The sequence below is a fragment of the Pantoea sp. SORGH_AS_0659 genome, from assembly GCF_031453915.1.
Taxonomy (GTDB): domain Bacteria; phylum Pseudomonadota; class Gammaproteobacteria; order Enterobacterales; family Enterobacteriaceae; genus Pantoea; species Pantoea leporis.
The window spans coordinates 838314-851334 of sequence record NZ_JAVJAK010000001.1; the positions used below are offsets into that span (position 1 = coordinate 838314).

General features: G+C 42.0%; 13 protein-coding genes. 4 read left to right on the plus strand and 9 right to left on the minus strand.

What is annotated here, in order from left to right:
- The first annotated feature begins 7 nt into the window (after window positions 1-7).
- Both Q3H59_RS04030 and Q3H59_RS04035 read left to right on the plus strand, forming a co-directional pair.
- Window positions 8-2038, plus strand: a complete 2031-nt coding sequence (locus Q3H59_RS04030; protein WP_192412308.1) for a capsular polysaccharide biosynthesis protein — start codon at window positions 8-10, stop codon at window positions 2036-2038.
- 3 nt (window positions 2039-2041) lie between these two features.
- A complete protein-coding gene (locus Q3H59_RS04035) occupies window positions 2042-3268 on the plus strand; it encodes a capsule biosynthesis protein (protein ID WP_192412056.1) in 1227 nt (408 codons plus the stop codon).
- Window positions 3269-3366: 98 nt separating this feature from the next.
- Here the strand turns inward: Q3H59_RS04035 and Q3H59_RS04040 are convergent, their stop codons facing one another.
- From Q3H59_RS04040 to Q3H59_RS04075, 8 genes are all read right to left on the minus strand, one after another.
- Window positions 3367-4008: an acyltransferase gene (locus Q3H59_RS04040; RefSeq protein WP_309833383.1), complete on the minus strand. Its 642-nt coding sequence runs from the start codon at window positions 4006-4008 to the stop codon at window positions 3367-3369.
- An 86-nt stretch (window positions 4009-4094) separates the two neighbouring features.
- Window positions 4095-5213: a Stealth CR1 domain-containing protein gene (locus Q3H59_RS04045; protein WP_309833385.1), complete on the minus strand. Its 1119-nt coding sequence runs from the start codon at window positions 5211-5213 to the stop codon at window positions 4095-4097.
- Window positions 5214-5269: 56 nt separating this feature from the next.
- A complete protein-coding gene (locus Q3H59_RS04050) occupies window positions 5270-5866 on the minus strand; it encodes a hypothetical protein (RefSeq protein ID WP_309833388.1) in 597 nt (198 codons plus the stop codon).
- Window positions 5844-6191 (minus strand): hypothetical protein, encoded by a 348-nt coding sequence (locus tag Q3H59_RS04055; RefSeq protein ID WP_309833390.1) that lies wholly within the window; start codon window positions 6189-6191, stop codon window positions 5844-5846. Before Q3H59_RS04055 ends, Q3H59_RS04050 begins: the two co-directional genes overlap by 23 nt.
- A complete protein-coding gene (locus Q3H59_RS04060) occupies window positions 6188-7738 on the minus strand; it encodes a glycosyltransferase (RefSeq protein WP_309833392.1) in 1551 nt (516 codons plus the stop codon). The genes Q3H59_RS04055 and Q3H59_RS04060 overlap by 4 nt, the downstream gene beginning before the upstream one ends.
- A complete protein-coding gene (locus tag Q3H59_RS04065) occupies window positions 7716-8591 on the minus strand; it encodes a hypothetical protein (protein ID WP_309833394.1) in 876 nt (291 codons plus the stop codon). Before Q3H59_RS04065 ends, Q3H59_RS04060 begins: the two co-directional genes overlap by 23 nt.
- Before the next feature lie 46 nt (window positions 8592-8637).
- The gene (locus Q3H59_RS04070) at window positions 8638-9321 is read right to left on the minus strand and encodes an ABC transporter ATP-binding protein (protein WP_309833396.1); all 684 of its coding nucleotides are present in this window, start codon (window positions 9319-9321) and stop codon (window positions 8638-8640) included.
- Window positions 9318-10094 (minus strand): ABC transporter permease, encoded by a 777-nt coding sequence (locus Q3H59_RS04075; RefSeq protein ID WP_137386407.1) that lies wholly within the window; start codon window positions 10092-10094, stop codon window positions 9318-9320. Before Q3H59_RS04075 ends, Q3H59_RS04070 begins: the two co-directional genes overlap by 4 nt.
- Before the next feature lie 488 nt (window positions 10095-10582).
- Here Q3H59_RS04075 and speB point away from each other — a divergent pair, with 488 nt between their 5' ends.
- Window positions 10583-11503, plus strand: a complete 921-nt coding sequence (gene speB / locus Q3H59_RS04080) for an agmatinase (RefSeq protein ID WP_309833398.1) — start codon at window positions 10583-10585, stop codon at window positions 11501-11503.
- A 54-nt stretch (window positions 11504-11557) separates the two neighbouring features.
- Window positions 11558-11962: a YidB family protein gene (locus Q3H59_RS04085; protein ID WP_192236431.1), complete on the plus strand. Its 405-nt coding sequence runs from the start codon at window positions 11558-11560 to the stop codon at window positions 11960-11962.
- A gap of 161 nt (window positions 11963-12123) precedes the next feature.
- Here Q3H59_RS04085 and Q3H59_RS04090 read toward each other — a convergent pair whose 3' ends face one another.
- Window positions 12124-12876 (minus strand): M48 family metallopeptidase, encoded by a 753-nt coding sequence (locus tag Q3H59_RS04090; RefSeq protein ID WP_101761934.1) that lies wholly within the window; start codon window positions 12874-12876, stop codon window positions 12124-12126.
- Between the last annotated feature and the right edge of the window lie 145 nt (window positions 12877-13021).

The window sequence follows — 13021 nt, forward strand, 5'->3', positions numbered from 1 at the left end:
CATCGTGATGATTGGTATATTCTCTTCGGGCATCTGGCGAATTCCATTTTTGCGTAATTTCCTGGCCCAGCCGTGCCAGAAATTATCGCTGCAACGGCCTGTCGCCGATGCCGTGACCACCATTGCAGTGTGGGGATATCGTCCCAACACACGTCAGCCGGTGGCGTGGGCGCGTAGTGTAGGAAAATCAGTGCTGCGACTGGAAGATGGCTATATCCGCTCGCTGGATCTTGGCGTTAATGGCGCGCCACCTTTTTCACTGGTGCTGGATAGATTGGGGATCTATTACGATGCTAACCGGCCCAGCGAGTTAGAGAAGATGATCCAGGAAAGAGAAGTTAATCAACGGCTTGCCGATGACGCCAAACGAGCAATGAGCATCATCGTTGAGCAAGATTTATCGAAATATAATCAAGCTCCGGCTTTTGTTGCAGGAGCATGTGCAACCAGCAATGTAGTATTAGTTATTGACCAAACGCTAGGTGACATGTCCGTAACCTATGGCAATGCGGGGCCGAATAATTTTGTCCTGATGTTAGAGGCGGCGATACGGGAAAATCCTGGTGCCGTGGTGTGGATAAAGGTCCATCCGGACGTACTACAAGGCAAGAAGTCGGGATATTACCACTCCTTTCAATCCACGCATCGTATACATCTCATGGCTGATGATGTGAGCCCACAATCTCTGTTGCGGCATGTCTCACGTGTCTATGTCATGACTTCGCAGTATGGATTTGAAGCATTGATGGCAGGTAAACCGGTGACGTGCTTTGGCCAACCCTGGTATGCCGGTTGGGGATTGACCGACGATCGCCATCCACAAGCTAAGCAGCTAAGTGAACGGCGTGGCAACGCTACGCTTGAGCAACTGTTTGCGGCGGCCTACTTGCGCTATAGCCGCTATATCCACCCGTTGACCGGCGAGCCCGCAACGCTGTTTGATGTTTTGCATTGGATCCAATTGCAACGCAACTATCAGCTACCACGTATCGGACACCTTTGGGCGCCGGGTTTATCGATGTGGAAATACACCATCCTTAAACCGTTTTTGCGTACCGCTACCAATACGCTGAGTTTTTCAAAAAGTAATAAGCTGGCTACCGCGTGTGTGGTATGGGGAATTGCTGGCGAGCAGCGTTGGTTGGAAAAAGCGCAAGCCCAACAATTACCTGTTTGGCGGATGGAAGATGGTTTTTTACGCTCTTCGGGCCTGGGTTCAGATCTTCTGCCGCCGTTGTCCTTGGTATTGGATAAACGTGGTATTTATTACGATGCCACGCGACCCAGTGATTTAGAGATGTTGCTCAATGAAAGTGAATTAACCGATGCTCAATGTTCGCGGGCGAGGAAGGTTCATCATCGGCTCGTAAATAACAGAATCAGTAAATACAATCTTGGCGCTGATTTTACTTTGCCAGCCGATTCAAAAGGTAAACGCGTATTATTGGTGCCAGGCCAGGTAGAAAATGATGCATCTATTCAGACTGGCACCTTTACAATCTGTACTAATCGGGATTTGTTACGAACCGTACGGGAGCGTAATCCTGCGGCATACATTATTTACAAGCCACATCCAGATGTAGTAGTAGGCAACCGCAAAGGGCATATTACTGATAGAGAAATTAATCAATATGCTGATTATCAGGCGCTGGATGCAGACATTATTCAATGTATTCAGGTTTCCAATGAAGTACATACGATGACATCGCTTTCAGGATTCGAAGCTTTATTGCATGGCAAACGCGTGTACTGCTACGGCATGCCATTCTATGCTGGATGGGGATTAACATATGACGAGCATGATTGTTTCCGCCGAGTGAAACAATTAGGCCTTTACGATTTGATCTATCAAGCATTAATTGCCTATCCGACTTACATTCATCCGTTACGACTGGATGCTATTTCAGTAGAAGAAGCCATTGAAATTCTCATCAATACGCCACGAGCAAATATGGTGATTGATAAAAATTGGCGAGACAGACTTATGCGGATGGGAAAAAAGTTATCAATGTTTATTAAGGTGAAGTTAGCATTTTAAACCATGAGTGAAGCTATTAAAAAGCTGCTAAAAGGAAAGCAGTTCCTGTTGTTACAAGGCCCAATGGGGCCTTTCTTTAATGACATGGCTTATTGGCTGGAGTCATTGGGGCGTGAAGCCGTGAATGTCGTATTCAACGGCGGCGACCGCTTCTATTGCCGTAAACGTAAATACCTCACGTTCATGCAAACAGAAAAGGAGTTTTCGGCTTGGCTCAACCGGGTTAAGCGGGATTATGACTTTGATACGATTTTGTGCTTTGGCGATTGCCGGACGCTGCATAAGGTAGCGAAGGGCTGGGCACATACGCAAGGGGTAAGATTTTTTGTATTCGAAGAAGGGTATCTGCGACCAAATTTTATTACGCTCGAGGAGGGCGGTGTCAATGCCAACTCTTCAATGCCGCGCGATGCTGAATTCTATCGCCAACTATTGGCGCAGCCAGCAGCGAAAATAGAGGCATGTTATCCATCTAAAATCCGCAGGATGGCGCATGCCAGCTGGTATTACTTCATTAGCTGGTATTATCGACATACCTTTGACCAATATTGTCACCATAAACCATTTTCACCTTGGCGCGAAGCCACATATTGGTTTCGGGCTGGGTGGCGCAAGACATTATATCAATTTAAGCAGAGGCATATACTTAATAGATTAACGGTTGATTTAGACCAATGCTATTACCTGGCGATTTTACAGGTTTATAATGATAGCCAAATAGAGCATCATAGCCCTTATAATGATGTGCGGGATTATATCCGTGAGGTAATGTGCTCTTTTGCGCAGCATGCACCAGCGGATACTTATCTGGTGATTAAACATCATCCAATGGATTGCGGGCATCGCAATTACGCAGCGCTGATCAATGAGCTCTGCAAGCGTTTAAATATTACAGATAGAGTAGTTTATATTCATGATCTCCCTTTGCGGGAATTAATTTCACATGCTCAAGGTGTGGTTACGATTAACAGCACCGCAGGAATTTTAGCGTTGATGCATGGTAAGCGGTTAAAAGTGATGGGAGAGGCGTTATACGACATTAGAGGAGTAACGTTTCAGTCGGGTTTGGATTTTTTTTGGCGGGATCAGTTTGTTACAGATGATTATTTGTTCAAAAGTTTTATGACACATTTGACCTGCCAGACGCAAGTTAATATCCATTATTACCAATGGAACGTTTTTTCGAGTAAAGTTTGGTGTGAATTAGAAGACGTGCAAAACTTTAAATGAGCTCAATTTCAGCGTTGTTAATTAACGCCATGCTGACACTCAGACGCAGCATGGTTCGTCAATTGCGGGTTCCCATTGAATATTTACTCTACTTTAGTTTAGTAAGGTTCTGCTGGCAGGAAGTTCATAGGAATGAGTTTACGCTGCCACCTGACGTTTTGTCTGATTATTTTTGCAGGAATACCAACGGCTAAACTTCCGGGCGGAATGGTTTTTGTCACTAATGCTCTGGAGCCAATTATGCTATTCTTTCCAATCGTAATGCCTTTTTGAATTGTGACATTCTCACCCAGCCATACTGAATCCTCAATGATGATACATTTGGCAGGATTTATTCTTTCTCCAGTCATATCATCAATGATTGAATGCCAATCTGTCGTAGACATCGTTATGTCAGAGAAAAGGCAATCCCTGCCTATGGTAATTGATGCGCCTTCAGTAGCAACAATAAGTACATGACGATTCATTGCTGTTTGATCTCCGATTTCAATTTTAGACCCAGCACCAATAAAGTAACGTCCGCGAATGTAAGCTTTCTTACCTACTTTCAATTCACCGTTACCATTTTCCATATTAAAAGATACGTTATTTAATATGCATCCTTCGCTGAAAGTAATGCTGGAGTTCTTACCTGATTGGAAATTTAGGTTAAAATCACCTAAAACTTTATCGGGTTTACCTATAACAACATTTCCTGCTGCAATGAAGCTTGCAATCTGTTTCTCATAACTATCATTCATAACAACGTTGATCCTATTAATTTTAAGTGTTTTTCAATTGCAATCGCTATAAAGAAATTTTGCCATTCTTTTTTTACGTCATGACTTTACGAGATAAAAAATGATGATAGAAATTCATTCAATCTTTCACTGTAACCATCATGATTAAATTCATTAGAGCTAAAGTCATTCGCACAAAATGAATGTGGGAGATTATTGTATTTTTTGCCATTCATAAGTGCTCGATAGAAACTGCCTGATGCAGGAGAACGGATATTAAAATAAAAACAGATGTCCAGATTCGGCGCGGATTTACCCAGAATATATTGATGATATGGAACGAGGAAGGTAGCAACATTTAAGTCATTCGTCGCTCTGAATTTGTTTCTGGAAAATGCAGCGATTTCATGTTGAAACATAGACGCACTTTCTTCAAAAACAGATTTAATCAAAGGTACATACGTATGAGTCAGTGTATTGTCAAATCGAACAGCAAAGTTTGATTCGAAGATATCGTTACAATTCTGACATGCTGATAACGTTGCTGTTGTTCTTTCTTTACCTGGAGAATATGAAGTGCTTTTGTTACTAACAAATAAACTCGCTATCCCATTTGACTTGAAGAAATGCTCAGGGTTGTTTTTTTGAGCAACAAAGAAGTCATCGTTAAAGTAAATAAAGTGTTCTGATAATCCCTTAATTTTGTATAGGTAAGCTTCAATTACATGTGAGTTAAATGTAGGCAAATATTGTTGTGGAATGATTTCGGAATGGTCAACTAATACCACTCTATCTTTGAGGCTATCTGGAATTAATGGTGTTTGATTGTCAGTGACTATGAATATCCTGTTTACCCACGGTATGTTTTTTTCAATACTGAGTAGAGAGTAATAGAGTTCATTATGATTACTGAATCTCGATTCTTCAGTTGCATAAAGTGCATATGATATGTCTGGATTGCTGTGCAGCCTTTTTTTTTGCAACCATGCTGAATCATTTGCATCGACCCAGGTGTATACAACATCGATTTTGAAAGCAGGTTTGAAGGAAGTCATTGAGTTTTGTAAAGCACTAACAATAATACCTTCTGTTGCATTGATTATATTGTTATGATTTAAGATTAAAGGGTGTCGTTTTAGTAGGTAGTCTCTCAAAAAGAGTATTGGTGCTCTTTTGAATTTCCTGATTTTTCTAAGAGAAATAGTTAGCATCTTATTGGGTTTCATTTTTAAAATTAATCCACCCTGTAAATTTTGAGAATGGACTAATTTATTTTTTTATTTCAATGACTCAATTCCTGCTTCACGGATAAATAGTGTTCGTCACGTGAAACATGAGGAACAATCGTATCTAAAAACATAGCATAGTCATCGTTTTTATCATTCATCTTGTTGAATGTTACGGCGAGAGGACATCGTTTCGAGCCATGCACAGATTGTATCCAGATGAATTTTTCTTCATATCCTCTATCAAGCAGGGCAAACTGAATGGGTGATTTAATTATACTTTGCTCTCCCTTAGTCATAGTGTTAGAAATGGGTAAGAACTCGAATAAGTAATCGTGTGGGTTACTGACAGACTCAAGTATGTTGTTGTAATGACAAAGTTGCATATTATCAACGCAACAGAATTTTTCAGCGGGTGAAAAATTATAATCAAATTCACAGAAGTGTTCTGCGAAGGTGTTTTTTACTCGGTCGATGTTTCTTTTTTTATTCTTAATAAAAGTATAAGGAATACCCGTTGGAGATATAAAATCTTTATTCGTAACCTTCTTAAGGAATAGAAAGTTCAAATCTATAAATATAAATAATTCTCGTTTTGGACTGATGTTTCTTATCTTATTTTTGAAAGCCTCACTGTAGTTTTTTAAAAACACTTATGTCACTGTTGTTGCTTATTATACTTTGGCTAATGTATGAGAGACTTTTAAAATTAGTGTACTTAATAATACTACGATACTGATACCTTACTAAGCTTTCTTTGAATTTTATTTTATCACTTATCGTGTCGATGACTATTAAATGAATGTTTAATTTTTCATTGTCATATTTTAGTAATGGAGGCTCAGTGATTGTTTCAACCGTTGGCGTTGTGTTTACTGCATTAATTATTTCTTTTGATCTTCCACCCAGAATATTCTTAAAAGCATCCTTAACGAAAAGACCGGGGGTATTTAATAATTTTGAAGCTTTAGTCATCATTCACACTCCTTTAATAGCTTATCCATAACTTTAGATATTTCGTATTTTTCAAGATAGGTTTTTCGACTGTTCTCTCCAAGTTGACTGAGTAAGTTCTCATCAGCCATAAGTCTTTCCATGTTCATGGCAAAGTGTTGAGTATCAAAACAGGGAGAAACTAAAGCGTTATATTCATTCACCAGGAAATCTTTAGGACCATAGCCTATATCATAACTAACCACAGGTTTGCTCATGCTAAAGCTTTCAATATAGACCATCCCAAAAGCTTCTTTAGCAGATGTGAGTGCGCAGAATGCACTATTGTAGATCTCTTCATAAACTAATGATGTCGGTGGATGAATGGTAACTTGTGATGTTAAACCTAGCGTTGCAATTTGATTGATAAGGTTTTCTTTTTCATCACCGTCACCAAAAATATCTAAAATCCAATCTGGGAATTTTTTTGCTATTTTTGCAAAAGATTCTATTAATAAATTGAATTGTTTTAACTCAATCAAACGACCAAAAGAAACAATTCTTTTCTTCTGAGTATCCCTACCCGATTGTGAAATTAGTGGAAACTTATCTTCGAGTCCATTTGGAATGGGGGTAACCTTACTAATTCCTTGAGCATTGTACTCTTCTTTTTGAAAAGAGGTGAGAGTAAGTACCTTGTAAGCTTTAGGATAGTTTCTTAACAAAGTTATCTGTATTTCTTTAGAGTGTGAGCTAAATTCACGATGTTCTTGAACAATGACTTTATTCGACTTATGGGCATGCTTGATGATATTCACACATAGGCCTGGGAATGTGCCTATAATTATTGCGTTCTTAATAGTTTTTAAAATGCTTACCAGTTTGAAGTCTGTCAACAAAGATAAGCCATTATAAAGATCTTCTGATTTTTTAAAAATCTTTGAAGAATATTGAGCGAGGTGATTATCCAGCTTTGTGCGGAACTTGCCATTGCTGCGTGCGTCATTGAGATATTCAATACGTACACTGGGATCAAGTTGTAGCTTAGGTGTATCACTGGTGCGCCGCATTGAGATAATGGATACCTGATAGCCAACAGAAACCAGATAATTTGTCTGGTTTATAACTGTTTGTACTGTTCCACCTACGCCATAGATATTATAACAGCAGTAAACAATGTGCTGTTGTTTATTGGCAATCACTTTATCCAGAAATTTATTGGTTTTATTGAAATTTTCATAATCACGGATGACTTTAAGGAAATCCTTTCTGGCTCGATGTTTGATCTTGAAATCAATGCTTTTGTCTGAAAATAGGTCTTCAAGTTCATCAATAGTACGCACGACTGAACCGTTGAATTCATAGGGGGATTTTAAAAAATGACCTCGTTCAAACTTGTAATTATCATAGTCAAATTGTAGGAAAATAACCGGTGTTTTTATCAGGTTAAATTCAAAGGCAATTGATGAGTAATCTGTTATGCAAACAGCAGTATCTTTTAATACTACTGAAAAGTCATCGTGCCCGACAAATGAAATAGCCCCATCAAAGAGTTTTTCTATCATTGGTTTAAGATGGAGTATTTTTTTCATGCAAATAAAATGCAATGTTTAAATTTCTTTTATTTGCATAATCTATTATTCCTTGGCTGTTTTTAATCTGCTGGACTATGTCTAAAAATGGATTGTCATCGCCAGGTTTTGTCCACTCTTCACGCCAGGTAAAAAAGAATAATATGTTTTTTTCATTTTTCTTCTTCATTGGTAGTAGCTCATGTCGCGACAAGCCACTATTGATCACTCTTTTGTCGAGGAAACCAATATTCAGTATGAGTTTCTTTAGCGCCTGTAAATCATCTACCTCAACAGAATTTTTGTTAACGTAATATCGCTGGAGTAGCAAGATATAGAAATCTTCCAGGTTATTCCTGGAAAAAAAGTCATCGTAGTGTGGTATTTTGTATTTGATGGCTAATCTTTTTGTTTGGTTAATATCTTTTTGTGTTTGTAGTGTATTGATAACGATATTTTTCTCTGACTTCAACGAAGTGCTAAAATATCTTATTCTACCGTTGTAGTGACCTTTAAATATGAATATTCTCTTGTAAGAGATGATTCCGTGTTGAAGGTATACGATGGGAGCCCAGCCCTTTTCTAATGGTTTTTTATTAAAAGAGGGGAAAGTATCAAGATATCCGTCATTAAGCAGGAGGTAGTCTGCATCATAAAATATCTTATGATGTTTTTTGCTATCCTTAAGTATGATGTTTTTATTAAAAGGTAAAAGTTTTTCTATGTCGACATTCTGTTTGCTATAAATGAAAAAAGTGTTTTTAAATCCTGACTTCATTCTATGCTGAAAATAACAAAAGCCATTATCACGGGCTTGCAGCCCTCCTTTTTCTCCAATGAGTATCAACAAATCTTGATGTTCGATTCCCTTCATTTCTCTTACCTAAAATAGATTGTTGTAAAATGATCAGCGGTGTTATTTATATTGGAATAGTATTTTTGTTATTTTCACTTCTTAAGTAAGCCTCAATAGCATCATTTACCGAGTCATAATAATTGACATGATTATCCCTACCAATGAAAATAGCTGCGTCACAATACTCTTTGAGCGTACTTAAGCTATGCGACACCATCAAAAAACTCGCACTTTTATGTCGTTCCTGGAACATCCTTGAGCATTTTTCTTTAAAGCGCGCATCACCTACCGCGGTGACCTCATCCACAAGATAATAATCAAAATCAAAAGCCATGCTTAAACCAAAACTTAATCTTGATTTCATTCCGGATGAATAAGTTTTGATCGGCATATTGAAGTATTTACCCAATTCAGCAAATGACTCAACAAAATCTATTTTCTCTTTCATCTCACTATGTTTGGCATATAAACGCGCGACGAATTTAACGTTTTCCCTACCGCTAAGACTGCCCTGAAAACCGCCAGTAAGGCCAACCGGCCAGGAAATCGTTTTATTGGTAGTGATTGCGCCGCTATCAGGCCGGTCAATACCACCAATCATGCGCAGTAATGTTGATTTACCTGCGCCATTTCGGCCAACCAACGCCACACTTTTTCCACCTGGCAGAGTGAGGTTCAAATCTTTAAACACGAAGTGCCGGCCTGATGAGGTGCGGTACGACTTTGTGAGATTTTCAATCTTAATCATGAGGTCAGCATTGCCTCTTCACGGGTGCGATAGATGGCAAGCCCCAAAAATAATGTCGTTAGTGTGAGAATGGCGAGATAAACGAGGCTGACGCCTTCGCTACTATAGCCCGGCATCACGGCTGCTCGGCTAAGTTCCACCACATGTAGAATGGGATTCCAGAGTAGAAATGGCCAGTAATCTTTCGGCACTGCGTGCAGTGGAAACATTATTCCCGAGATGAAATAGAGCGGTTTAAGGAGAATTGGCAAAAGCTTCTGCGTTTCTGTGTAGGTTTTACCTATCACCATAAAAATGAGTCCAGCGCCACATGAGAAAATAATCAAAAGACTCCATGCACCCACTAATTGCAGTAGATTTGCCACAGAAAAATACTCCCCGGCAGCCCAAACAATCAACATCAGAAATATATAGACAGTTACGTAGATAATCGTCTCTAACATCGCCCTTGCTAAAACAGTATCGATGGGTTTAACCGGTCGATAATTAAATAAGCCTTGGTTCGCGTCAATTGCTCCAAGTGATCGAGTAGAGATATTAGAAAAAATGAAAAAGGGAATGATCCCATTAAGTAAGAATACAGGGAAGGAAATGTCTGGCATTGTCCTATGCATGATGAAGCCAAAAATGGCCATCAATATTAATAAATGGGCTGATGGTTCTAGTATCGCCCAGAGATACCCCAAACGGAACTTACCGAATCTGGTTCTTATCTCTCTAAAAAACAATGCGTTAATCGTGGCGCTTTGTACATTTAATCCACTTCTTGCCATTTAAAACTCACAGTATTCTTGATTAATAGATATGCTACCGCCCTTGGCTTAACAGTTACCAATGCGCTGAAGATAAGATAATAGATAATAAGCAGACTCGAATGGTCGCGTTGATTTGCCATCTACAGTTAGCTGATTAAATGGGTTGTTATTTGATTTGTATCGTATTTGCTACTTTTCAATCGATGAAATTATTGCCTGCCTTCCTATGAAGATAATTGAGAAAAGGCTCAATTTTCCTTATTCACTTTGCTCAAAACATTCTTGATTAAATTATTATCGTTTGTGGTTTCAAGCTCTCTCCAGCCGAAATGATTGACCTTGATTTTTCTGGAGGCTTACCACGTCAAAGCATTGATTGCACCCAACTTCAATCTTCGTAATAATCACGCCCATCTATCCCTTCCTCGTAGTATTTACGTTGAGGGGATTTTTTTCATCTATACCTAAACAGACCTATCGACTTACGGATCTTAAGAGGACCAGTTATGCATAACACCTTGGGCAATCAGTATGATAACTCATTGGTTTCTAACGCTTTTGGTTTCATGCGCTTCCCCCTCAACTTCCAGCCTTACGACAGTGACGCTGAGTGGGTGATCACCGGTGTTCCTTTCGATGCCGCGACCTCCGGTCGTCCAGGCAGCCGTTTAGGTCCGGGGGCAATCCGCCAGATTTCCACCAACCTGGCGTGGGAAGGCTGTCGCTGGCCGTGGGATTTCGATCTGCGCCACCGTTTGAACGTGGTGGATTGCGGCGATCTGGTTTATGCCTTTGGCGATTCACAGGATCTCTCTGACAAACTGCAGGCGCACGCCGAGAAACTGCTAGCGAACGGTAAGCGCATGCTGACCTTTGGCGGTGACCACTACGTCACGCTGCCGCTGCTGCGTGCACACGCTAAGCACTTCGGCAAAATGGCGCTGGTGCATTTCGATGCGCACACCGATACCTATTCCAATGGTCCTACTTTCGATCACGGCACCATGTTCTTCACCGCGCCAAAAGAGGGTTTGATCGATCCGCAGCACTCTGTGCAGATCGGTATTCGTACCGAGTTCGATAAGAGCTTGGGCTTTAACGTGCTGGATGCCGCGCAGGTCAACGATCGCAGCGTTGATGACATTCTGGCGGAAGTGAAGCGTACCGTTGGCGATCTGCCGGTGTATCTGACCTTTGATATCGATTGTCTGGATCCCGCCCACGCACCGGGCACCGGCACGCCAGTGATTGGCGGCTTGAGCAGCGATAAAGCCACCAAGCTGATTCGCGGTTTGCAGGGCATGAATATCGTCGGTATGGATCTGGTGGAAGTGGCGCCGGGCTACGATCACGCCGATCTGACCTCGCTGGCCGCAGCCACACTGGCGCTGGACATGCTGCACGTGCAGGCGGCAAATAAAGGTTAATCCTTTCTCCTGCGGCTACACTTATTGGCGGTTAATTAATCTGCGGAGGCGACTATGGGTTTACTGGACGATTTAGTAGGATCGCTAGGAAACAGCAACGGAAGCGGGCAGGGCAACCAGATGCAACAGCTGATGGCTATCTGGAACTGGGTGCAGGAACAGGGCGGCGCTGAAGTGCTGCTGCAGAAGTTTCAACAGGGCGGACTCGGGCAGGTGCTGAATAGCTGGCTTGGCAGCGGCAGTAACATGTCGATTGATGGCGGCGAGATTCAAAATGCGCTTGGCAATGATCAGCTGCAGTCGCTGGCGGATAAGCTCGGCACCGATGTACAGGGTGCGTCCGGTACGCTGGCTGCCTTATTGCCGCAGGTGATTGATAAGCTATCGCCGCAGGGCCACATTAAGACGTCGAATACCCAGGATTTGGGTGCGATGGTGGATGGATTGTTTAAGCGTTGAAGGTTGTTTTTTTTGATCTTTGCTTACTGTCACCCATCCCGGCCTTCCCCCATTCATGGGGGAAGGAGACGCAGCTAAATGCAGCTTCCTCACTGACATGTGGCAGCATCTTCCTCCCCCATTCATGGGGGAGGACCGAGGAGGGGGACAGCAAGCACGATCTATTTCCCAGCCGCAATACGCTCACGAATATGCTGGGCGCGGGCTTCCGAATCCGGATGCGAGTCAAACATCGAACTCTGTCTTCCTTGCTCCAGTTTCGCTAGCTTCTCAAAGCTGGTCGCTAATCCCATCGGATCGATGCCGCGCTTTTTCAGCAGGTCGAACGAGTAGTCATCGGCTTGTGTTTCCTGAGTTTGCGAGAATTGCGCATTCACCAGCTTTTCGCCCATTTCACCCAATTGTGATTGTGACAGCGAGCCAATTACGCCGCCGACGGAAGCCGCAGCGGTGCGCGTTGCGGTGGTCGTCAGCGCCACCTGCATCGCTTTGCGCGTATGGCCCAGCGCGACGTGGCCCATTTCATGGCCCAGCACACCTTCGACTTCGTTATCGGTCATCATATCCATCAACCCGCTATAGACGCGGATACAACCGTTCGCCATCGCCCAGGCGTTAACGTCTTTGGTCTGATAAACCTTGTAGTTGGCAGGCACGCCGTTGATGTTGTCGCCTAGCGCCGCCGCGATTTTGTTCAGGCGCTGCTGGTATTCACTGTTAGCGGGCGCAACCTGATTGTCTTTATCCATCTGCGCACAGGATTGATCGCTCAATTCTTTCACCTGCGTATCGTTCAGCGCATAGGCCTGATAAGCCTGCGCACCCGATTGTAGCAGCGCGTTGTTATCAAACCCTTCGCAGCCGCTCAGCAGCGAAGCCATTCCCAGAGCAACAATCGTGGCTCTCATTTTCATATCGGCATCCTTTGGGTAACAAGGTAAAGAAAACAAACACCTGAAACTGGCCCAGATGTTTAAACGCTTAGGTTATAGCTCGCATGTTGTTCAATGACTAGCAGACAAGCCCGGAAATGCAAACGGTTACCCGTGATTTAGCACC